Consider the following 22,000-nt stretch of genomic DNA (forward strand, 5'->3'; position numbering starts at 1 on the left):
CGCAGCTCCGCGTCGTTTAGAGTTCCTCTCTGCGGTTAGGCCGAACGGGCATTCCTGCTCCCAGCACACTGGCAGCACGCTGGTCGGCTTCCGACACCCAGGCTGTATACGTCCTTAGAGTCGTTGCTCCACCACCGCCGTGTCCAAGGCGACCAGCGACAGTTCGGGGATCAACGCCGGCAGCGATGAGCTCGGTCGCAGAGTAGTGGCGGAGTTTGTGGAGGGTGGTGTCGATGCCGAGGCGGGTGACCATGCGGTCGTAGCGCTGGGTCACGCTGTCCGGGGTCGTGAAGGTGGAGCCGTCGGCGGCGCCGGAGAAGAGGTAGGCGTTCGGCCGCAGCTCCACGCCCAGCTGCTCGCAGCGGGCCTGCAAGCGGGCCACCTGTTCCTTGAGGACCGCAACGGTCTCGTCATCGAGCGCGATGCGGCGTTGTTGGTGGGTCTTCAGGTCGCCCTCGCCCCAGCCCCAGCCGGGCTCGCGGCGGATCGCTCGCTCGAGCCAGAGGGTCTCGCGGCCCGGGGTGAAGTCCACGGACTCCACCTTCACCGCGCAGAGCTCGCCGCGGCGGACGCCGGTCGTCATGGCCGTCCAGATCATCGCGCCCCAGTCGGAGTCCTTCCATGACTCGGTGACGATCTGGGCCGCCTGAGCGGCGTTGGGCGGCTTGGGGTTCGGCTTCGGGGCCGGTGGCGGCTCGGCCCACGACGTCGGGCTCTCCTTGATCCAGCCCCAGCGGATCGCCTTCTTGAACGCGCCGGACAGGATGAAATGGATGTGCCGGATCGTCGTGGCTGCCAGAGGCTTGCAGCGGTGTGGGCGGCAGCGCTCGTCGCACTCGTGCTCGCGGGCCGTGCGATGGTCGATCAGGCCGCGCTTGCGGGGGCAGTGCGCCCGGCAGCGACGGAGCTCGGCGTAGAAGGAGTCCAGGACCTCGGCGTCGAGACGGCCGATCTTGACCGGGCCGAGGAGCGGCGTGATGTGGTTCTTCACGTGCGTCTGGTAGAGCTGCAGCGTGTTCGGGGAGCCCTGGAACTGCGAGAGGTAGCGCTCCAGCAGCTGGTCGAGAGTCGCGTTGGTCTTCGGGTTCCGGCGCTCGTTGATCTGGTGGACGAAGCGGACGCGGGCCGCCTCGGCCTCCTTCTCGGCCTGCGGGCCCGCCGGGACGATCTCGATCAACTCGTGGCGGCGCTTCGTCAGCGGGTCGAGCCCGGCGTACACGCGGACGCGTAGGGCGCCGCTCGGGAGCTTCTCGATGCTGCCCGTCGCGCGCTTGGTGCGGGTACCCGGCTTGCCTGCCATGGAACGGGAGTAAACCTCGTTCGTTCCATTTCTCGTTCCATGCTGTCGCTAGTTGCGATCATGAACGCAGCGTTTCCGCTGGTGAGAGGTGGAGCGGGCGACGGGAATCGAACCCGCGTAGCTAGTTTGGAAGACTAGGGCTCTACCATTGAGCTACGCCCGCGTGCCCCTGGATCGCTCCGAGGACCTCGCCAGGATAGCGGATCATCCGGCGGGCTCCGGCAGGCTCCCCGCCGTCTCCCGTCTAGACTTCGGCGGCACGGGGTGTGGCGCAGGTTGGTAGCGCGCTCGGTTTGGGGCCGAGAGGCCGTGGGTTCGAATCCCGCCACCCCGACCAGTCAGTCGGCACGGTCGCTCGGGCCGTGGTCGAGGATCTCGATGTAGCCCGCGGAGCCGTGCACGCGGATGCGGGCGCCGTCCGGGATGCGGGTGGTGGCACCCTCCACCCCGACGACGGCGGGGAGGCCGTACTCGCGGGCCACGACCGCGCCGTGGGTCATCAGGCCGCCGACCTCGGTGACGAGCCCGGCGACGGTGACGAAGGCCGGGGACCAGCTGGGGTCGGTGTAGGCGGTGACGAGGACGTCGCCCGCCTCGAGGTCCGCCGTGGCCAGGTCGAGGACCACCCGGGCGCGGCCCTCCGCGGTGCCCGCGGAGACCGGGAGGCCGACCAGGGCGCCGGGTGGGACGTCCCGGCCGCGGTAGCTGCCGGAGAGCGTCTCGCCCTCGGAGGTGAGCACGCGGGGCGGGGTGAGGGCCTGGTGTGCGCGCAACGCGGCCCGCCGCTCCTCGAGCAGCGCGGCCGAGAGCCGACCCGTGCGCACCACCTCGGCGAACTCGTCCAGCCGGAGCAGGAAGAGGTCCTCGCGGTCGACGAGGACCCCCGCGGCCACCTGTCGGTCCGCCTCGGCCAGCAGCGCCTCCTTGTAGAGCAGGTACCGGCTGACCATGCCGAACTTCGGGTACTCGCGGTACCCGATGAACGTCCGGAGCCGGGCGATGGCCGCCGCGGTCTGTGCGGCCCTCGCCTCGCCGTCGGGCAGCGCGCGCGGGCGCGTGAGCAGGTCCTCCTCCATCGCGCGCGCCTGCGCCAGGCCCTCCTCGACGCGTCGGCCGCGCTCCCCCGGCGCCATCGTGTCGACGTTGCCGACGATCAGGGGCAGCAACGCCGTGGGCTGCTCGCGCCACCGCGGCCGGGCGATGTCGATCTCGCCGACGCAGCGGGCGCCGTAGGCGTCGAGGTAGTCCTCGATCGCCCGCCGGGCCGTCGCGCCGCCCTCCAGCGCGGGCAGCCGGTCGAGGAAGTCCTCCGGAGCGGCCCGCAGGAACTCGACGACCCGGGGGAAGGGGCGGACGGCGTCGGCGACGTCGAGCAGGGCGAGGCCCATCTCGGAGGTGACGTTGTGCGGCGCCGACCGGGTGAGGACGTCCGCCGCCCCGGTCTCCCCGAGCCACTCCCGCATGTGCTCGTCCAGCCAGGTCGCGGCGTCCATGCCGGAGAGGAAGGCGCGGGCACTGCGCGGGTCGTGGAGCACGCGGCGGAGCTCGGCGAAGTCGGCCTCGACGAACTCGACGAGCGCGGTGCCGGTCAGCCCCGCCAGGCCCTTCGCGGTCGCCGCGAGCGAGGCCCGGGTGCCCGCGATGAGCTCCTGCACCAGCTCGGGGTCCGCGGCGATGGGCGGCGGGCCGCCGCCGAGCACCGCGGGCACCGCGGCGCCGTCCTGCTCGTCCAGCGGGATGAACCCCCTGTCCAGGACGGTCTCCAGGGCGTCTCGCATCAGCGGGTCCGAGGTACCCATCACGCTCAGGAAGGCGCGCCGCAGGGCGGGTGAGCGCAGCCGCGGGGTGGCGTCCGCGAACAGCCTGCTGCCCGCCTCCGCCATGGGCATCGGCGTGGTCCGCTGCCAGACGGACAGCCCGAGCGGCGTCATCGCGTCGGTCATCATCTGCTGGTGCCCGACGGAGAGGTACACGTGCGGGCCGCCGTCGTTCGGCGGGACGGGGAACAGGGTCGTGATCGGACGGCTCTGCACCACGGAGAACGCGCCGTCCCCCGCCAGGCACCACTCGATGTCCTGCGGGCTGCCGAAGTGCGCCTCGATCCGCCTGCCCAGCTCCTCCAGCTCCCGCACCTGCGCCTCGCTCAGGGTCTCCCCCGAACCGGACACCGCACCGGCCCGCACCGCGTAGACGTCCGGATCGACGCGGCCGGACACCAGGGCCTCACCGAGCCCGTGGACGGCCTCGATCCGGGTGACGGTGCGGTTGGACGTCAGCGGGTCGGCGGTGAACAGCACGCCGGAGACCTCGGCGGCGACCATCTCCTGCACGACCACCGCCATGGCGACCCGGCCCTCGTCGAGGCCGCGCTCGGCGCGGTAGGCCACGGCACGGTCGGTGAACAGCGAGGCCCAGCAGGTGCGGACGCGCTCCACGACCTCCCCGGGCGGGACGTCGAGGAAGGTGTCCTGCTGGCCCGCGAACGAGGCGTCCGGCAGGTCCTCGGCGGTGGCGCTGGACCGGACGGCGTACCGGCCCGTCCCGAGCGCCCCGGTGATCTCGGCGGCGAGGTCCGCGGGGACGGGTGTCCCCTCGATGGCCGCACGCAGCGCGGCGGCGGACGCGGGGAGCCCCTCGACCAGGGCGGTGAAGCCCGGGACCGCGTCGACGAAGCGGCGGTAGTCCCGCACGGGCACGACCACGCCCGGCGGGACGCGCACCCCGGTGATCCCGGCCAGCTCCCCCAGGTTCGCGCCCTTGCCCCCGGCGACGGCACCCGCCGACCGGTCCACCTCGTCGAATCCCAGCACCATGCGATCCCCCGATCCGCGCAGCTCACCGCTCCGGCGGGAGATCTTGCGCCCCCACCGGGGGCTTGCCGCAAGTCCCCCGCGGCGCTATACGTTGACAGTGGCCGGGACGCTAGGGTGTCGCGGTGGACGAGCATGACGACGCGCCGGACTCCATGGCGTTCGTCGTCGAGGCGGACGGGCTGGTCCGGCTGAGCTGGCGCCAGGGCGTCGCGATCTCCGGCGAGCTGGCCGAGCGGGCGATGCGCCGGGTGGACGAGCTCAACGGCGACACCGAGCACCCGCTGCTCGTGGTGATGCGCGGGACCGGGTCGCTCAGCCGGGAGGCCCGCATGGTGTTCGCCCGCCGCTGCACGGCCAGCCGGATCGCACTGCTCGGCAGCTCGGCCGTCGACCGGGTGCTGGCGAACTTCGCCCTGGGCGTGCGCAGCCAGCCCGTCCCCACCCGCTTCTTCACCGACGAGGACCTCGCCCTGGGGTGGTTGCGGGGATGACCGACCCGGCCGACGCCCGGCTCGACCAGCTCGTGGACCTGGTCGTCGAGCTGGCGTCCGGGCGCCTCGACCGGCGGATGCCGGTGTCCGACGCCGGGGACCGGATCGACGCCGTCGTCATGGGGCTCAACATGATGGCCGAGGAGCTCGCCGCCCTCAACGAGGATCTCGAGGCGCGGGTCGCGGAGCGCACCCAGCAGCTCCACACCGCGCGGCAGGAGCTCGAACGGGTCGCGCTCTACGACCCGCTGACCGGGCTGGCGAACCGCTCCCTGCTGGGCGACCGGATCGAGCGGGCCATGGCGCATGCCGAGCTCGGCGCCGCGCCGCCCGCCGTGCTGGTCCTCGACCTGGACGGCTTCAAGGCGGTCAACGACACGTTCGGCCACGCCGTCGGCGACCTGCTGCTGGTCGAGGTCGCCGAGCTGCTGCGGCAGGTCGTGCACGAGACGGACACCGTCGCGCGGCTGGGGGGCGACGAGTTCGCCGTGGTCGTGCTCGACGGCGAGGTCGAGCCGGTGATGGAGGTGGCGGACCGCATCCTCGCGGCGCTGGCCCACCCGGTGCACGCGGGCGGGCACGCCTGCTGGGTCGGGGCGAGCATCGGGGTCTGCTTCGCCACCCGCGGACAGCGCGCCGACACCCTGCTGCGGGACGCCGACACCGCGATGTACGCGGCCAAGGCCGAGGCGCCGGGGACCGTGCAGATCTACGAGCCCGCAATGCACGCCGCGGCGCTCGCCCGGCTCCGGCTGGCCGAGGACCTGCGCGGCGCGCTCGCCGGGAACCGGCTGGAGGTGCACTACCAGCCGATCGTCGAGCTGGCCGGGCGCGGGCTGGCCGGTGTGGAGGCGCTCGCCCGCTGGAACCACCCGGTCCGCGGGCCGCTGCCGCCCGAGGACTTCGTGGCGGTGGCGGAGGCGACCGGCCTGGTCGTCACGCTGGACACCTGGGTGCTCGACGCCGCCGTGGCCCAGCTGGCGCGGTGGCGGGCGACCGTGCTCGGGGACCGGCCGTTCGGGCTGCACGTGAACATCTCACCCGTCGGGTTCCGGTCGCCGCGCTTCGCCGACACGGTCGCGGCCTGCCTGGCCCGCCACGGGATGCCTGCGCGGGACGTGCTGCTCGAGGTCACCGAGACGCAGATGATGGGCGAGGACGCGCAGACGCTGCAGACCATGGAGTCGCTGCGCGCCGCGGGTGTCGGGGTGGCCATCGACGACTTCGGCACGGGGTGCTCGTCCCTGACCTACGTGCGCAGGCTCTTCGTGGACCTCATCAAGATCGACCGCTCGTTGATCACCGGCCTGGACTCCGACGCGGGCTCGCACCGGGTGGCGGCGGCGCTGCTCGCCGTCGTCGACGCGTTCGGGCTGGCCGCGGTGGCCGAGGGGGTCGAGACCGAGGCCCAGGCCACCGCCCTGGAGAAGCTCGGCTGCCGGTACGGGCAGGGCTGGCTGTGGGTAAGACCGCTCCCCGCGGCCGAAACGGAGCAGCTGCTACGGACGACCGTCCACCGGTGAACGTCCGTCGGGCCCGGCTCCTCCTCCACGTCATCCGGCTCAGCCTGCGCGCCCCCCGGGACCGCTCGACCCGCTGGGAGCGCTACTGGGCCGAGACGGACGAGGTCCTGTGGGACGCGCAGGACCCCGCGGAGGCCGCGCACTACACCGCGCTGCTGGCCCGGCACGCCGATCCCGCGCTGCCGATCGTCGACCTCGGCTGCGGCAGCGGCCTGGTGACCCGGGCGCTGGGCGACCGCGTGGTGGGGGTGGACATCGCGCCCGCCGCGGTGGCGCGGGCCGGGGCCGGGGACTTCCGGGTCGGCGACATCACCGACCCGGCGCTGGGCCGGGCGCTGCACGCCGAGCTGGGCGACTGCACCGTGTTCCTGCGCGGCGTGCTGCACATCCTCGACCCGGCCGCCCGACGCCGGGTGGCCGAGACCGCGGCCGCGCTCGTCGGGCGCCGGGGGTCGGTCCTGATCGCCGAGACGGACTTCCCGGGCCCGTTGCTCGGCTACCTCGAGAGCCTGGGTGCGGGCCCCCACGGCATCCCCCGGCCGCTGGCCAGGGCCCTGGAGACGGGGATCCCGCGGCCGCGGCCCTTCGGCGACGCCGAGCTCGCCGACGCGTTCCCGCCCACCCGCTGGGAGCGGGTCGTCGTGGACCACTCGGCCACCATCGCGGCGGTGCCGATGCGGGCGGCGGGCGTGCGGGAGCAGATCCCCGGGCACCTCGCGGTGCTCCGGCCGGTCACAGGCGCCGCACAGCAGACCCACAGCCCGACTCCCTAGCGTTCGTCCCATGCCGAACGAGATGTCGCACTCCCCGGACTACCAGGGCCGCCGCCTCCCCCGACCCGACGAGGAGGTCGTCGACCAGGGGCTCGCGTTCGACATGGGCACGCTGCTCGGACGCAGGCGGATGCTGCGCGTGCTGGGCGTCGGGGCGGCCACCCTGGGTCTGGCGGCCTGCGGGGCGGGCACCACGACGTCGAGCGCCGCGACGGCCACCACCGGCGAGGGCGAGATCCCCGACGAGACCGCGGGCCCCTATCCCGGGGACGGCTCCAACGGGCCGAACGCGCTGACCGAGAGCGGGATCGTCCGCAGCGACATCCGCTCCGGCGTCGGCACCGGGTCGGCGACGGCCGAGGGCGTTCCGATGACCCTGGAGCTGACGGTCGCCGACCTGGCGAACGGCGGCTCGGCCTTCGCGGGCGTGGCGGTGTACGTGTGGCACTGCGACCGAGAGGGCCGCTACTCGCTCTACTCCGAGGGCGTCGAGAACGAGAACTACCTGCGCGGTGTGCAGATCGCGGACGCCGACGGCACCGTGCGCTTCACGAGCGTCTTCCCGGCCTGCTACCCGGGCCGGTGGCCGCACGTGCACCTCGAGGTCTACCCGGACGGGGCGAGCATCACCGACTCCGCGAACGCCATCGCGACCTCGCAGGTCGCGCTGCCGCAGGACGTCTGCGAGGCGGTCTACGCACAGTCCGGCTACGCGTCCTCGGTGCCCAACCTCGCGGAGCTGAGCCTCGACACCGACGGTGTCTTCGGAGACGACGGCGGCGCGTCCCAGCTGGCCACCGTCACCGGCGAGCCGACGGGCGGCTACGCCGTCTCGTTGCCGGTCCGGATCGACACCCGGACCACCCCGTCGGCCGGCGCGGCGCCCGGCGGTGGGGCTCCGGGCGGGCCACGTCGCTGAGGATCAGGCGGCGTTCGGCTCGTCCCAGACCCACTGGGAGACCATCGGGTTCGGGCAGTCCGGGCACTCGACGGCGAAACCCGCCGTCTCCTCACCGGACATCTCGGCATAGGAACCGCATTCCGGGCAGCTCCACCACACGGTGTCACTCATGACGTCCGAGGGTAATCACATGTGTGTGATTCGCAAGTCCGGACCACGATGAAATGGTCCGAACGCGCCGTAACACGGCGTGAGAGCCCGGCGAGTCTCCCCCAGAGGCGCCGAGTACCCGAACGGGTGACCGGGCGGACACGGGGCGCCCCTCCCGCGGCCGGGAGACACCCCTCCCTCACCGGCCGCCGGTCCACGCCGGCGTGCCCGCCGGCGTGGACCACCTGGGCCGACCGCTACACGTCGTCGACCAGCTCGGCGATGGACGAGACCACCCGGTTCGGCCGGTACGGGTACCGGTCCACCCGGTCGGCCCGCATGATCCCGCTGAGCACCAGCACCGTGCGCATGCCCGCCTCCAGGCCCGCGACGACGTCGGTGTCCATCCGGTCCCCGATCATCACCGTGGTCTCGGAGTGGGCGCCGAGGCGGTTGAGCGCGGCGCGCATCATCAGCGGGTTCGGCTTGCCCACGAAGTAGGGGTCCACCCCGGTGGCCCGGGTGATCAGCGCGGCGACCGAGCCGGTCGCGGGCAGCGACCCCTCGTTCGACGGCCCGGTGGCGTCCGGGTTGGTGGCGACGAACCGGGCGCCCGCCTCGACCAGCCGGATCGCCGTCGTCACCGCCTCGAAGCTGTAGGTGCGGGTCTCCCCCAGCACCACGTAGTCCGGCGCGGAGTCGGTGAGCACGTACCCGATCTCGTGCAGGGCCGTGGTCAGGCCCGCCTCGCCCACCACGTAGGCCGAGCCGCCGGGGCGCTGCTGGTCGAGGAAGGTCGCGGTGGCCAGCGCGGAGGTCCAGATCGACTCCACCGGGACGTCGATGCCGGTGTTGCGCAGCCGGAACTGCAGGTCGCGCGGGGTGTAGATCGAGTTGTTGGTGAGGACCAGGAAGGGGGTCTCGGTCTCGCGCAGACGCTTCACGAACTCGTCGGCACCGGGGATGATGTTCCCCTCGTGGACGAGCACGCCGTCCATGTCGGTCATCCAGGCCTCGACGGGCTTGCTCTCGGACACCCTGGCAGGGTAGCCCCGGGAACGGACGCGGGCTTTCGTCCGTTATCTCCGTAGACGATTCGGAGTACAGGGAGAGAGACCCGTGGACCTCGTGACCATTCTGATCCTGCTCGCCGTGGTGGGTGGTGTCATCTGGCTGGTCCGCAACCGTGGCGCGGGCCAGGCCGCACAGCTGGAGGACGCCAAGTCCGACGCGCGCCGCTGGCTCGAGCGCCTCGGCGGCCAGGTGCTGAACCTGATCGGCACGAACGAGGCCGCGAAGCAGGCACTCGCCGACGCGTCCGAGCGCTACAACGCCGCGGGCTCGCAGATGGAGCAGGCGAAGACCCCGGCGCAGGCCCGCGGCGTGACCGAGACCGCCTACGAGGGCCTCTACTACGTCCGGGCCGCGCGGCTGGCCATGGACATGGACCCCGGCCCCGAGCTGCCGCCGCTGCCCGGTCAGCAGCGCGCGGGCGCGGTCACCGAGGAGCGGAACGTCGATGTCGAGGGCCAGAGCTTCAGTGCCTCGCCGAACCCCTCGGACCGCAACTCGCACTACTACCCGGGCGGGAACGTCGCGGGGCGGCCGGTCCCGGCGGGCTGGTACTCCGAGCCGTGGTGGAAGCCGGCGCTGGTGGCGGGCGCCTGGGGTGTCGGATCGGCGCTGCTGTTCAGCGCGATGTTCTCCGGCATGGCAGGCAGCGCCTACGCGGGCGGCTACGAGCAGGGCCTGGCGGACGCGCAGGCCGAGGACATGGGCGGCGGCGACATGGGGGCCGACGGCGGCGACATGGGCGGCGACGGTGGCGGCGACTTCGGTGGTGGGGACTTCGGCGGAGGCGACTTCGGCGGGGGCGGAGATTTCGGCGGAGGGTTCGACTTCTGATCATCGGGGGTTTGCGAATCCGATGATCGGGTAATCCATGCTCGGAGCAGACCTCGGCCGGCACGACCGGCCATGCGACACAGACCGGCCCGGAGCGCTCAGTCCCGGGCCGGTCAGTGCTTTCCGGGGTCGTCCTACGCCTGGCACCGGGGGCACCAGAAGAGGTTGCGGCCCTGGTGGGTCGTGCGGGCGATCGGGGTGCCGCACACCAGACAGGGGCGCCCGGCGCGGCGGTAGGTGTAGACCGCGCCGGCGCAGGCGCTGTTCCCGTCGTCGCCCCCGGCCACGCGGGTCGTCTCGATCCGGCCCGCCCGCTCCCCCGCCCGCAGCATGTCGGTCAGGTCGGCCCACAGGGCGTCGAACCGCTCGCGGCCGAGGTCACGGCCCGCCCGCTGCGGGTCGAGGCCGCACCGGAACAGGGTCTCGGCACGGAAGACGTTCCCCAGCCCGGCGATCACGCTCTGGTCCATCAACAGCGACGCCAGCGGCGCGCGGGAGCGCGAGATCCGGCGCCAGGCCTCCTCCGGGTCCGCGTCGGCGCGCAGCGGATCGGGGCCGAGGCGGGCGCGGATGGCCTTCACCTCGACGTCGGTGAGCACCGCGCAGGCCGAGGGTCCACGCAGGTCGGCGTAGTGGGTCTCGCCGACCATCCGCATCCGGACCTGGCCCCGCGGCTCCGGCAGGGGGAGCCGCCGGTTGGGGAACCGACCCCACAGACCCAGGTGGACGTGCACGACGAGATCCGGGCCGTAGTGCTGGAACAGGTGCTTGCCGTGCGCCTCGACGGCGGCGAGCACCCGGCCGTCGACCAGCTCGGCGTCCGTGGCGAAGCGGCCCTGGGGGCTGCTCACCGCGACCGGCGCCCCCGCGAACCGGCGGCGCTGCAGGCGGGCCATGCGGTGCACGGTGTGGCCTTCGGGCATCCCCCGAGCCTGCCCGCACCCCGCCGATCCCGCGCGTCGACCGCGAGATCAGGACTGGCAGGTGGGGCACCAGAACAGGTTGCGGGCCTGGTGGGTCACGGTCAGCACGGTGGTGCCGCAGACGTGGCAGGGCAGCCCGGCGCGGCGGTAGACGTACACCTCGCCGCCGTGGCGGTCCTTCCGCGGGGCGAGCCCCTTGCGCCGGGGGTCGTCCTCCGGTCGCACCGTGTCGATCCGGCCCTTGCGCACGCCGTCCTTCATCAGGGCGACGAGGTCTGCGGCCATCGCGTCCCACGTGCCCCGGTCCAGCGCCCGGCCGCTGGTCTGCGGGTCCAGGTGGTGGCGGAACAGCAGCTCGGCGCGGTAGACGTTCCCGACGCCGCTGATCACCTTCTGGTCCATCAGCAGCGTGGCGAGCGGGCTCGAGCTCTTCGCGAGCCGGGCGTACACCCGGTCCGGGTCGAAGTCCCGGCGCAGCGGATCGGGGCCGAGACGGTCCCGGATGGCCTTCACCTCGGCGCGGGTGAGCAGCTCGCACGCCGTGGGGCCGCGCAGGTCGGCGAAGTGGGTCTCCCCGACCAGCCGCATCCGCAGCTGTCCGCGAGGCTCCGGCGCGGGCAGCTCGCCCTCGTCGAACGTGCCGTAGAGACCCAGGTGGACGTGCACCACGAGGTCCGCGGCGAAGGTGTGGAACAGGTGCTTGCCGTGGGCCTCGGCGCGGGTGAGCACCTGGCCGTCGAGCAGGGCGGCGGAGTCGGCGAAGCGGCCCTGCGGACTGGTGACCCGCACGGGCCTGCGCGCGAAGAGCTTCTGGTGCCTGCGGGCGAGCCGGTGGAGGGTGTGGCCCTCAGGCACGTTCGTACGCGGACACCTGGTCGATGCGCCGCTGGTGGCGCTCGCCGTGGCTGAACGGGGTGGCGAGGAAGGCCTCGACGATCGCGAAGGCCTCCGCCTCGGTGTGCTGGCGGGCGCCGATCCCGACGACCTGCGCGTCGTTGTGCTCGCGGCTCAGCTTCGCGATGTCGATGTTCCACGCCAGGGCGGCGCGGATCCCCTTCACCTTGTTCGCGGCGATCTGCTCGCCGTTGCCCGACCCGCCGATGACGACGCCGAGGCTGCCCGGGTCGTTCACCACCTTCCGCGCGGTGTCGATGCAGAAGGCGGGGTAGTCGTCCTCCGGGTCGTAGGTGAGGGCGCCGACGTCCACGACGTCGTATCCCTTGCCGCCCAGGTGCTTCACCAGGGCCGCCTTGAGCTCGAAACCGGCGTGGTCACTGCCGAGGTAGACGCGCACGACGAGAATCCTGCCTCATGAGGGTCGCCGGTGTGGACGGGGTGCCCGGAGGGTGGGTCGTGGTCCGGCTCGCACCCGTCCGGTGGGACGTCGTGGTCTCGGCCGCCGAGGTGGTCGCGCTGACGGCGGGCTGCGACGCGGTGGCGGTCGACATCCCGCTCGCGGTGCCGGTGTCCGGGTGGCGACCGTGCGACGGGCTGGCCGCGGCCCGGCTGGGCCGGGCCCGGTCGTCGATCTTCCCGGCGCCCCCGCTGCCGGTGCTGCAGGCCGCCTCGCACGCCGAGGCCGTCGCGGTGGCGCGGCGGCTCACCGGCAAGGGGATCAGCATCCAGACCTGGAACATCCGGCGGCAGATCCTGGACTGGCTGTCCGTCGACCTGCCGCCGACGGTCGTGGAGGCCTCGCCCGAGCTGGCGTTCCGCGGGCTGCTCCCCGGTGACTTCGCGTCGAAGAAGACGGCCCGCGGGGTCGGCAGGCGGCTCGCCGCGCTGGGCACCTGGGTGTCGCCGTCGGTGTTCGCCGAGCTCCCCGCAGGCGCCCGGCTCGACGACTGCCTCGACGCCCTGGCCTGCGCCTGGACCGCCGAGCGGGTCGCGGCGGGCGAGGTGGAGATGCTGGGCGGGGAGCTGGGCGCGGACGGGCGGGTGATGCGGATCGCGGCTCCGGTGGTGGGTGGCGGCTGACGCTTGGGCGGCCCAAGCGTCGCTGAGCGGCGCTTGGGCGTCCCGAGCGTCAGGGCCGGGCCGGGCAGGCGCCTGCGGCATGCTGGCAGCCGTGCGGCGGGGCGACGACAGGGGGAATCGGGTGCGGGCGGCGGGGATCGTGCTGGCGGGTGGACGCTCGTCCCGGATGGGCCGGTCGAAGGCGTGGTTGGACTGGCGTGGCACGCCCCTGCTGGCGCACGTCGTCGCGACCGTCGGCGGCGTCGTCGAGCCGGTGGTCGTGGTGGGGGCGCCGGGGCAGGACCTGCCGGTGACCGGCGCCGAGACCGTCGCCGACCCCGTCGCGGGGCGCGGGCCGCTGCAGGGCATCGCGACCGGGCTCGCCGCGGTGGCGGGCCGGGCGGACGCCGCGTTCGTCGCCTCGGTGGACCTCCCGCTGCTGCACCCGGCCTACGTCCGGCGGGTACTGGACCTGCTCGGCGACCACGACGTGCTGCTCCCGGTGGTGCACGGCCACCACCAGCCCCTCGCCGCGGCGTACCGGGTGGGGCTCGCCGCGACCGTCGCCGACCTGCTCACCGCGGGCCGCAGCCGACCGCCCGACCTGTTCGCGACCGTCGACGTCCGCCGGGTGGAGGCCGCGGAGCTGCTGGCGGATCCCGCGCTGGCCGCGGCCGATCCCGCGCTGCGGTCGCTGGTCAACGTCAACACCCCCGACGAGTACGCGACGGTCGTCGGCGAGACTTGATCCCCGTGTCGTTCTCCGAAGAGCTCCGCAGGACCCACGCCGAGACCTGGGCCGCCGCCGTCGGGCACCGGTTCGTCGACGAGCTGTGGGCGGGCACGGTGGACCGGACGGTCCTCGCCCGCTACCTCGTGCAGGACTTCCAGTTCTGCGACGCGTTCCTCGCTCTGATGGGCGCGGCCGTCGCGACCTGCGACGATCCCGCCGCGCGGGTGGTCCACGCCCGCCAGGTCGGGCTGGTCGCGGGCGACGAGCACGAGTTCTTCCTCTCCTCGTTCCGCACGCTCGGCGTCTCGGCCGAGGCCGATCTCGCTGCCCCGACCCGCGGGTTCGTCGAGCTGATGGACACCGCACGCGCGGACGCGAGCTACGCCGAGATCCTCGCCGTGCTGCTGGTGGCCGAGTGGCTCTACCTCGACTGGGCGGCGCGGGACGCGCCGACGCCCGCCGACCCGATCGCCGCGGAGTGGATCGACCTGCACCGGGGCCCCGCGTTCGCGGCGTGGGTGGACTTCCTGCGGGCCGAGTTCGACCGGGCCGCCGCGCACTCGTCGCACGTCGTCCGGGTGAGCAGGCGGTTCGGCGAGGCGGTGGATCTGGAGCTGGCGTTCTTCGAGGCGGCCTACGGCTGAGGGGGCGCCGGGGTGGGTACAAGCGGGTGTGGCGGCCGTCTGGGGGCTATGCGCCCGTAACAATTCGCACCTAGCGTCACTCGCATGAGTGCCGCCGGGAGACCCCTTCTCGGGGTCGAGGAGGAGTTCCACGTCGTGGATCTCACGACCCGGCGCGCCGCGCCGGAGGTCGACGTCCTGCTCCCCGAGCTCGACGGGGCGGAGTTCGCGCGGGAGCTGCAGCGTTCGCTGGTCGAGACCAACACCCCGGTCTGCGAGACCCTCGACGAGCTGGGCGGACACCTCCGCAGGCTCCGCGCCAGGCTGGAGTCGGTGGCGAGCGCGCGCGGGCTCGGGATCGTCGCGGCGGGCACCGTCCCGCTCGTCGACCTGACCGGGGACGACATCTCCGCGGGCGCCCGCTACGAGAAGATGCAGCACGAGTACCAGATGCTGGTGCGCGAGCAGCACATCTGCGGGGCGCAGGTGCACGTCGACGTGCCGGACCGGGACACCGCGGTGCAGGTCGTGCGGCGGGTGGCGCCGTATCTGAGCATCCTGCTCGCGATCTCCGCGAGCTCCCCGTACTGGCGCGGGCACGACACGGGCTACGCCAGCTACCGCAGCATGGTGTGGTCCCGTTGGCCCACGGCGGGGCCGCCGGCGATGGTCGAGACGGGCGCCGAGTACGACGCGATGGTGGCCCAGCTGATCGCCAGCGGCACCATCTCCGACCCGGGGATGCTCTACTTCGACATCCGGCCCAGCGCGCACGTGCCGACCGTCGAGCTGCGGGTGTGCGACGCGTGCACCGAGGTGGACGACGTCGTGCTCATCGCCGGGCTGTTCCGTGCCCTGGTCTGCCGGGCGCGCGAGGAGATCGACGCGGGGCAGCCGCTGCCCGCGGTCAGCCAGGAGCTGCTGCGGGCCGCGGCCTGGCGGGCCGCCCGGTCCGGGCTGGAGGGCGACCTCGTCGACCTGGCGGGGCCCACGCTCGTCAGCCCGCCGCTGCTCGTCGGGCAGCTGGTGCAGAGCCTGCGCCCGCAGCTGGAGGAGCTCGGCGACTGGGAACAGATCGTGGAGCTGTCCCAGGGGACGCTGCTGCGCGGGTCCGGGGCGGCGCGGCAGCGGCGGATGTACGGGCGGCGCGGCGAGCTGGTGGACGTCGTCGACGCCCTGATCGAGAACACCCAGGGCAGGCTGCTGGCGATCGACCCGCCGGTCGAGGCGCCGCTGGCCCAGGCCCTGCTGCAGGACTACCACCCCGCCACCTTCGACGAGGCCGTCTCCGACGGCGGCACCGTGCTGCCCGCCTACGGCTGGATGTTCCGGGCGCTCGACCGGCTCGGGCCGCGCGGCCTGGTCGCGGCCGAGGCCGCGCTGGCGACCGAGCAGCGCGCCCGCGGCGTCACCTTCGGGGACGACGGCCGGCTGTTCCCGCTGGACCTGGTCCCGCGGATCATCACGGCGGACGACTGGCAGACGCTGGAACCCGGGCTCGGCCAGCGCGTCCAGGCCCTGGAGCACTTCCTGCGGGACGCCTACGGCGACCGCCGGATCGTCCGGGACGGGATCGTGCCGGCCGCCGTGCTCGACAACGCACCCGGCAGGCACCGCAACGGCGAGATCGTGCCCGCGGACGTCGTCCGGATCGCGGTGGCCGGGATCGACCTGGTCCGAGACGCCCCGGACCACTGGCTGGTCCTGGAGGACAACCTGCGGGTGCCCTCGGGCATCGGGTACTCGATCATGTCCCGGCGGCTCGTGCGGTCGGTGATGAGCGATCTCGAGCCGCCCACCGGCGTCGTCGGGTTGGAGGACGTGCCCGGGCGGCTGCGGGCCGCGCTGCTCTCCGCCACCGAGACCGGCACCCCGGGGCACGACGAGGTGGCGCTGCTGTCGTCCGGCCCGTCGGACTCCGCGTTCTTCGAACACGAGCTGCTCGCCACGCAGATGGGGGTCCCGGTGGTCACCCCGCGGGACCTGCAGGTCACCGACGAGGGCGTCTACCTGGTGTCGGTCGGCAGCAAGCGGCGACTGTCCGCGCTCTACCGTCGGATGGACGAGAAGGACCTCATGTCCTCGCGCGGCGCGGACATGCGCCCCATCGGACGGGCCCTGGCCGCCGCCGTCGCCAAGGGGCGGGTCGCGCTGCTCAACGCCCTGGGCAACGGGCTCGCGGACGACAAGCTGGTCTACGCCTACGTCCCGGACATGATCCGCTTCTACCTCGGCGAGGAGCCGCTGCTCGACTCGGTGCCGACCTACCCGTGCGTCGACGACGCGCGGCGCGCCGAGGTGCTCGACCGGCTGGACGAGCTCGTCCTCAAGCCGGTCGACGGCTACGGCGGCAGCGGGATCGTGATCGGCCCGCACGCCGAGCGCTCCGAGCTCACCGAGGTGGAGAAGCAGATCCGCGCCGAGCCCGCGCGGTGGGTGGCGCAGGACATGGTGCAGCTCTCCACGCACCCGACCTTCTCGGGGCGCCGGTTGGAGCCGCGCGCGGTCGACCTGCGCGCGTTCGTCCTCCAGAGCCAGTACGGCGGCAACGCGCACCTCGACGTCGTGCCCGCCACCCTGTCCCGGGTCGCGCCGGCAGGCTCACTGATCGTCAACTCGTCGCGGGGCGGCGGGGCGAAGGACACCTGGATCTTGCGCTGAGGTCGTGCGCGGCGAGTGGTGCTCTGGCACCACTCGCCGCGCACGGGTAGGGAGTGGCACATGTGCGGTATCGCGGGCGAGATGCGGTTCGACGGGGAGGCGGCGGATCCGGCGGTGGTCGCGCGGATCACCAAGGCCCTCGAACGGCGGGGGCCGGACGGGACCGGGGTGCACGCCGCGGGGCCGGTCGCGCTGGGGCACCGCAGGCTGAAGATCATCGACCTGTCGGAGCGCGGGGCGCAGCCGATGGTCGACTCGGCGCTCGGCCTGGCCGTGGTGTTCAACGGCTGCATCTACAACTACCGCGAGCTGCGCACCGAGCTGGAGGCCGCGGGGCACACGTTCTTCTCGAACTCGGACACCGAGACCGTGCTCAAGGCCTACGCGCACTGGGGCGCGGCCTGCGTGGAGCACTTCAAGGGGATGTTCGCGTTCGCGGTGTCCGAGCGGGACACCGGGCGGCTCGTCCTGGGCCGCGACCGGCTGGGGATCAAGCCGCTGTACTACTCCCCCGGCCCGCGTCGGATCCGGTTCGCCTCCTCGCTGCCGGCGCTGCTGGCGGCGGGCGAGGTCGACACGTCCATCGACCCGGTCGCGCTGCACCACTACATGACCTTCCACTCGGTGGTGCCCGCGCCGCGGACGATCCTGAACGGCGTCCGGAAGCTGCCGCCCGCCACCGTGCGGACCTACGAGGCGAACGGCACGTTCTCCGACCACGTCTACTGGACCCCCGTCCACGAGCGGCGACTGTCCGTGCCGGACTGGACCGAGGCCGTGCTCGAGGGGCTGCGCGCCGCCGTCCGGCGCCGGATGGTCGCGGACGTGCCGGTCGGCGTGCTGCTCAGCGGCGGCCTCGACTCGTCCCTGATCGTCGCGCTGCTGGCGCAGGAGGGGCAGCGGGACCTCAAGACCTTCTCCGTGGGCTTCCACGCCGCGGGCGGGGAGAAGGGCGACGAGTTCGAGTACAGCGACATCGTCGCCAAGGAGTTCGGGACCGACCACCAGCAGATCCTGGTCGACCCCGCCCGGATGCTCCCCGCCGTGGACGACACGATCACGGCGATGTCCGAGCCCATGGTCAGCCACGACTGTGTGGCGTTCTACCTGCTCAGCGAGGAGGTCGCCAAGTCGGTGACGGTCGTGCAGAGCGGGCAGGGCGCCGACGAGGTGTTCGCCGGGTACGACTGGTACCCGCCGCTGGCCGCCACACCGCGGGACCAGGCCGTGGAGGCCTACCAGGCCGTGTTCACCGACCGGCCGCACAGCGACCTGGCCTCCATCCTCGAACCCGAGTGGCTGCTCGACCACGATCCCAGCCGCGCGTTCATCACCTCACATTTCGCGCAGCCGGGGGCGGAGCGCACACTGGATGCGGCACTGAGGCTGGACAGCACGATCATGCTCGTGGACGATCCGGTCAAGCGCGTCGACAACATGACCATGGCCTGGGGGCTCGAGGCACGGGTCCCGTTCCTGGACCACGAGCTCGTGGAGCTGGCGGCGGCGTGCCCACCAGAACTGAAACTCAGCGAAGGCGGCAAGGGGGTCCTGAAGAAGGCGGCCCGCGGCGTCGTCCCGGACGCGGTCATCGACCGGCCGAAGGGATACTTCCCGGTACCGGCCATCCGGCACCTGGAGGGGCCGTTCCTCGAACGGGTGCGTGCCGCCGTCACCGATCCGGTGGCCAAGGCCCGGGGGCTGGTCCGCAGCGACTGGCTGGAGCGGATGCTGGCGGATCCGAACACGCAGCGCACCAACCTGGGTTCGAACGCGTTGTGGCAGGTAGCACTGCTGGAGATGTGGTTGCAGGAGAGGGGGATATGAGTGGAGGGCTTCACCGAACGGCGGCGCGCCCAACTGGCCGGTGACCTCGGCGATCAGCTGATCGTCCCCTCCTACCGGTCCCCGCTGCCGTCCCCGGACGGCACGCTGCTGGCCTGGATCTCCGACCGGGACGGGCGGCCGCGGGCGTGGGTGGCGCCGTTCGGTGAGGAGCCCGCCGCGCCGTTGGACACCGAGGTGGACCCGACCGTGGCCTGCGACGTCGTGGCCCTCTCGTGGTCGCCGGACGGCGCGTGGCTGGCCGTGCAGATCGCCCCCGGCGGCGGGGAGCGGACGCGGGTCCTGCTGCTGTCGCCGAACGGGGTGGAGCGCCGCGAGATCGCCGCCGGGTCGCTCGCGGTCACCCTCGGTGCGTGGTCGCCGAGCGGACGCCAGGTCGGCGTCACGATCTACGGCCCGGACGGGGACGGCACGGCCTGCCTCGTCGACGTCCGGGACGGCTCCTCGACGGTCTTGGCCTCCGGGCCCGCCGCCGTGGTGTGCGCGGTGAGCCGGGACGGACGGATCGTCGTGGTGCGGACCGGGCGGCGCGGCCGCCGCGGCCTGGAGCTGATCGACCTGTGGACCGGGCGTCGGGTGGAGCTGTTGCCCGGCCACGACGCCACCGTCGCGGACGCGCGGTTCGGCGTCACCGGGTCCGTCCTCTACCTGCACACCGACGCCGGTCGGGACCGCCCCGCACTGCTCGCCTGCACCGTGTCCGACGACGACGTCTCCCTGGCCTGGGAGGTCGCCGCCCGCGGCGGAGACGATCTGGACGCCTACGCGCTCGACCCCGCGGGCGCCCGCGCCGTGCTGTCCTGGAACGTCGACGGACGCAGCGAGCTGGAGCTCGTCGACCTGCGGGACGGGCTCTCCTCCCCGGTCTCCGACCAGCCCGGGGACGTCGTGACCGGGCTGGCGTTCACCCGGGACGGGCACACGCTGCTCGTCGCGTCGGAGGGCCCCACGATGCCGCCGGGCATCACGCGGATCGCGCTCGACGTGCCCCTGGCCGAGCCGGTCGCGGTGCTCCCCGGCGAGATCGAGGTGGTCGAGGACTTCGTCGAGCCCACGCTGCACGAGTTCCGCGGCGAGGACGGGCTCGGGCTGACCGGCTGGCTGTTCCGGCCCCACACCGCCTACGGCGCGGCGCCCACGCTGATCTGGCTGCACGGCGGGCCGGAGGCGCAGGAACGGCCGGTGTTCCACCCGCTGTTCCAGGCGCTGGTCGCGGCCGGGGTGCAGGTCTTCGCGCCGAACGTCCGCGGCTCGGCCGGGTTCGGCCGCGCGTTCTCCCAGGCGGACGACCTGGACCAGCGGTTCACCGCCATCACCGACGTGCGGGCGGCCGTCACGTTCCTGCGCACGTCCGGGCTCGCGGACCCGGACCGGATCGGGGTGTCCGGGCGGTCCTACGGCGGGTACCTCACCCTCGTCGCGCTGGCCTGGTTCCCGTCGCTGTTCGCCGTGGGTGTGGACGTGTGCGGGATGAGCGACCTCGAGACCTTCTACGCCGAGACCGAGCCGTGGATCGCGTCGTCGGCGACCACGAAGTACGGGGACCCGGTGGCGGACCGCGAGCTGCTGCGCTCGCTGTCGCCGATCCACGCCGTCGACGAGATCCGGGCCCCGCTGATGGTGGTGCACGGGCGCTACGACACGAACGTCCCGCTGGGCGAGGCGCTGCGCATGGTCGCCGCCCTGGAGCAGCGCGGTGCCACCCCCCGGCTGCTGCTCTTCGACGACGAGGGCCACGAGACCCACGCCGTCGCCCACCGGGCGCAGTTCGTCCGCGAGGTGGTGGGGTGGGTCACCGCGCACCTGCAGGAACCGGCCTCCCAGACGGCGTGAGGCGGCGGTCCGCTCAGGCCCGGGAGAACGACTGGATCAGGTCGTCCTGCACGGTGAACGTGTAGGGCTCGCTACTGGTGGAGCCGTCCGCCCTGGTGAAGACGATGGTGGCCGAGACCTGGCCGTTCCCCGAGCTGCGGGCGTTCTGCACCTGCACGTCCCGGATGCCCGCGTAGAAGTTCCGGAAGCCGGAGATCCCGCCCGAGGCCGCCTGTGCCTGCGGGCTGAGCCGTGCGAACGCGGAGTCCGGGTCCTCGGGCAGCAGCCCGTAGTAGTCCTGCACGAAGGCCACCGCGCCGTCGCTCGCGGGGGTCGTCGTCGGGGTCGTGGTGGTGGGGCGGGGCGTCGTGGTCGTCGGCGCGGCCGTGGTGGTGCGCGGCGCGGCCGTGGTGGTCGGCCCCGCCGCGACCGGCGGCGGGTCCTCCTGCTGCCCGGTGTTCGCGCGCAGCGCACCGATCAGGACGCCGGCGCCCACCACCAGCACGGCCAGCACGCCGACGAGGATCGGAACCCACCGGCGGCGGGTCGGCGGCGTGCTCGGCGGGGGCCCGGCGGGCAGGTCGGTGAGGGTGCGCGGACCCTCCGGCGGCGGCGGGGCCGCCGCGGCGGCGACCTGCGTGACCGGCGCCGTCGCGGCCATCCCGGCCGCGGACCCGCCCGCCGCGATCGCGGACAGGGCGTCCCTGGCCTGCGACGCGGTGGGCCGGTCGCCGGGCTCGTTGGCCATCAGGCGCATGAGCAGGGCGGTCAGCGCGCCCGCGTGCTCCGGCGGGCGGATGCGGCCGGTCGCGACCTTGTGGAGCAGGGCGTAGGCGTTGTCGTCCAGACCGAACGGCGGCTCGCCCTCGACCGCGGCGTAGAGCGTGGCGCCGAGCGCGAACACGTCCGACGCGCTGGTCGGCTCCTGGCCGCGCGCCACCTCGGGGGCGAGGAAGGCCGGGGTGCCCGCGATCATGCCGGTGCGGGTGAGCTGCACGTCGTCCACGGCGCGGGAGACGCCGAAGTCGGTGATCTTGGCGCGGCCGTCCTCGGCGATCAGGACGTTCCCGGGCTTGATGTCGCGGTGCACCACCCCGGCCGCGTGCGCCGCGGCCAGCCCGTCCGCGATCTGCACGCCGACGGCCGCGGCGTCCTTCGGCGTCATCGGGCCCTTCTCCCCCAGGACCACCGCGAACGAGCGGCTGGGGAGGTACTCCATGACGAGCCAGGGCCGCTCGTCGTGCACCACGACGTCGAACATGCTGATGACGTGCGGGTGCTGCAGCCGCGCCCCGATCCGGCCCTCGCGCAGCAGCCGCTGGCGGGACTCCTCGGCGGCGTCGTTCCCGTGGCCCATGGGTGCGCCCGCGACGATCAGCTCCTTGATCGCGACGGTGCGGTTGAGCAGCTCGTCCGTCCCGCGCCACACCGCGCCCATCGCCCCGGCGCCGATGCGTTCCTCCAGGCGGTAGCGGTTCCCGATGCGCGCGCCCCCCTCGGACGACGGCGCGGGGGGCTCGGGCGGGGTCATGACCCCCAAGGGTAGGCGGGGCTCGGCGGGGCGCTGCTCCCAGGTGCGGGGGTCATCGCG

General features: G+C 73.6%; 19 protein-coding genes and 2 tRNA genes. 12 read left to right on the top strand and 9 right to left on the bottom strand.

Features of this window, described 5'->3' with window-relative positions; translation table 11 throughout:
* Positions 1–16: 16 nt before the first annotated feature.
* Both BLS43_RS23760 and BLS43_RS23765 read right to left on the bottom strand, forming a co-directional pair.
* Positions 17–1,300: a tyrosine-type recombinase/integrase gene (locus BLS43_RS23760; protein ID WP_093088928.1), complete on the bottom strand. Its 1,284-nt coding sequence runs from the start codon at positions 1,298–1,300 to the stop codon at positions 17–19.
* Between the two features lie 89 nt (positions 1,301–1,389).
* Positions 1,390–1,463, bottom strand: a tRNA-Gly gene (locus BLS43_RS23765).
* Positions 1,464–1,560: 97 nt separating this feature from the next.
* On the opposite strand from BLS43_RS23765, the gene BLS43_RS23770 reads away from it, so the two are divergent.
* Positions 1,561–1,637 (top strand) — tRNA-Pro (locus tag BLS43_RS23770).
* Between the two features lies 1 nt (position 1,638).
* Here the strand turns inward: BLS43_RS23770 and BLS43_RS23775 are convergent.
* Positions 1,639–4,113 carry a phosphoenolpyruvate synthase gene (locus BLS43_RS23775; protein WP_093088929.1) on the bottom strand — a complete coding sequence of 825 codons (2,475 nt, stop codon included), beginning with the start codon at positions 4,111–4,113 and terminating at the stop codon, positions 1,639–1,641.
* Between the two features lie 122 nt (positions 4,114–4,235).
* Here BLS43_RS23775 and BLS43_RS23780 point away from each other — a divergent pair, with 122 nt between their 5' ends.
* From BLS43_RS23780 to BLS43_RS23795, 4 genes are read left to right on the top strand one after another with little or no spacing between them, the layout of a single operon-like run.
* On the top strand, positions 4,236–4,604 hold the full coding sequence (locus BLS43_RS23780; protein ID WP_218129982.1) for a DUF7793 family protein: 369 nt from the start codon (positions 4,236–4,238) through the stop codon (positions 4,602–4,604).
* Complete coding sequence (locus tag BLS43_RS23785; protein WP_093088930.1) at positions 4,601–6,127, top strand: putative bifunctional diguanylate cyclase/phosphodiesterase; 1,527 nt, start codon at positions 4,601–4,603, stop codon at positions 6,125–6,127. The genes BLS43_RS23780 and BLS43_RS23785 overlap by 4 nt, the downstream gene beginning before the upstream one ends.
* On the top strand, positions 6,124–6,900 hold the full coding sequence (locus BLS43_RS23790) for a class I SAM-dependent methyltransferase (protein ID WP_093088931.1): 777 nt from the start codon (positions 6,124–6,126) through the stop codon (positions 6,898–6,900). The genes BLS43_RS23785 and BLS43_RS23790 overlap by 4 nt, the downstream gene beginning before the upstream one ends.
* A 10-nt stretch (positions 6,901–6,910) precedes the next feature.
* On the top strand, positions 6,911–7,819 hold the full coding sequence (locus tag BLS43_RS23795) for an intradiol ring-cleavage dioxygenase (protein ID WP_245707750.1): 909 nt from the start codon (positions 6,911–6,913) through the stop codon (positions 7,817–7,819).
* A gap of 3 nt (positions 7,820–7,822) precedes the next feature.
* Here BLS43_RS23795 and BLS43_RS30185 read toward each other — a convergent pair whose 3' ends face one another.
* Together BLS43_RS30185 and BLS43_RS23800 are read right to left on the bottom strand one after the other, a co-directional pair.
* A complete protein-coding gene (locus BLS43_RS30185) occupies positions 7,823–7,972 on the bottom strand; it encodes a hypothetical protein (RefSeq protein ID WP_176921503.1) in 150 nt (49 codons plus the stop codon).
* A gap of 236 nt (positions 7,973–8,208) precedes the next feature.
* Positions 8,209–8,949 (bottom strand): HAD-IIA family hydrolase, encoded by a 741-nt coding sequence (locus tag BLS43_RS23800; RefSeq protein WP_218129991.1) that lies wholly within the window; start codon positions 8,947–8,949, stop codon positions 8,209–8,211.
* Between the two features lie 121 nt (positions 8,950–9,070).
* On the opposite strand from BLS43_RS23800, the gene BLS43_RS23805 reads away from it, so the two are divergent.
* Positions 9,071–9,856 carry a hypothetical protein gene (locus BLS43_RS23805; RefSeq protein WP_218129983.1) on the top strand — a complete coding sequence of 262 codons (786 nt, stop codon included), beginning with the start codon at positions 9,071–9,073 and terminating at the stop codon, positions 9,854–9,856.
* Between the two features lie 134 nt (positions 9,857–9,990).
* On the opposite strand, the gene BLS43_RS23810 is transcribed toward BLS43_RS23805, so the two are convergent.
* From BLS43_RS23810 to BLS43_RS23820, 3 genes are read right to left on the bottom strand one after another with little or no spacing between them, the layout of a single operon-like run.
* Complete coding sequence (locus tag BLS43_RS23810) at positions 9,991–10,779, bottom strand: Fpg/Nei family DNA glycosylase (protein WP_093088933.1); 789 nt, start codon at positions 10,777–10,779, stop codon at positions 9,991–9,993.
* 48 nt (positions 10,780–10,827) lie between these two features.
* On the bottom strand, positions 10,828–11,634 hold the full coding sequence (locus BLS43_RS23815; protein ID WP_093088934.1) for an Fpg/Nei family DNA glycosylase: 807 nt from the start codon (positions 11,632–11,634) through the stop codon (positions 10,828–10,830).
* The gene (locus BLS43_RS23820) at positions 11,627–12,073 is read right to left on the bottom strand and encodes a ribose-5-phosphate isomerase (RefSeq protein ID WP_093088935.1); all 447 of its coding nucleotides are present in this window, start codon (positions 12,071–12,073) and stop codon (positions 11,627–11,629) included. The genes BLS43_RS23815 and BLS43_RS23820 overlap by 8 nt, the downstream gene beginning before the upstream one ends.
* A gap of 17 nt (positions 12,074–12,090) precedes the next feature.
* Here BLS43_RS23820 and BLS43_RS23825 point away from each other — a divergent pair, with 17 nt between their 5' ends.
* The 6 genes from BLS43_RS23825 (at position 12,091) to BLS43_RS23850 (ending at position 20,430) form a co-directional block, all read left to right on the top strand.
* On the top strand, positions 12,091–12,756 hold the full coding sequence (locus tag BLS43_RS23825) for a DUF429 domain-containing protein (RefSeq protein ID WP_093088936.1): 666 nt from the start codon (positions 12,091–12,093) through the stop codon (positions 12,754–12,756).
* 91 nt (positions 12,757–12,847) lie between these two features.
* Positions 12,848–13,483, top strand: a complete 636-nt coding sequence (gene mobA, locus BLS43_RS23830; protein ID WP_218129984.1) for a molybdenum cofactor guanylyltransferase — start codon at positions 12,848–12,850, stop codon at positions 13,481–13,483.
* A gap of 5 nt (positions 13,484–13,488) precedes the next feature.
* The gene (locus BLS43_RS23835; RefSeq protein WP_093088938.1) at positions 13,489–14,112 is read left to right on the top strand and encodes a TenA family protein; all 624 of its coding nucleotides are present in this window, start codon (positions 13,489–13,491) and stop codon (positions 14,110–14,112) included.
* Between the two features lie 84 nt (positions 14,113–14,196).
* Entirely contained in the window at positions 14,197–16,752 is a 2,556-nt protein-coding gene (locus tag BLS43_RS23840) for a carboxylate--amine ligase/circularly permuted type 2 ATP-grasp protein (RefSeq protein WP_093088939.1), read from the top strand.
* Positions 16,753–16,812: 60 nt separating this feature from the next.
* Positions 16,813–18,579 (top strand): N-acetylglutaminylglutamine amidotransferase, encoded by a 1,767-nt coding sequence (locus tag BLS43_RS23845; RefSeq protein WP_093089040.1) that lies wholly within the window; start codon positions 16,813–16,815, stop codon positions 18,577–18,579.
* Entirely contained in the window at positions 18,580–20,430 is a 1,851-nt protein-coding gene (locus BLS43_RS23850; RefSeq protein ID WP_093088940.1) for a S9 family peptidase, read from the top strand.
* 13 nt (positions 20,431–20,443) lie between these two features.
* On the opposite strand, the gene BLS43_RS23855 is transcribed toward BLS43_RS23850, so the two are convergent.
* The gene (locus tag BLS43_RS23855; protein ID WP_093088941.1) at positions 20,444–21,940 is read right to left on the bottom strand and encodes a serine/threonine-protein kinase; all 1,497 of its coding nucleotides are present in this window, start codon (positions 21,938–21,940) and stop codon (positions 20,444–20,446) included.
* Positions 21,941–22,000: the final 60 nt, after the last annotated feature.

The organism is Pseudonocardia oroxyli (assembly GCF_900102195.1).
GTDB lineage: Bacteria > Actinomycetota > Actinomycetes > Mycobacteriales > Pseudonocardiaceae > Pseudonocardia > Pseudonocardia oroxyli.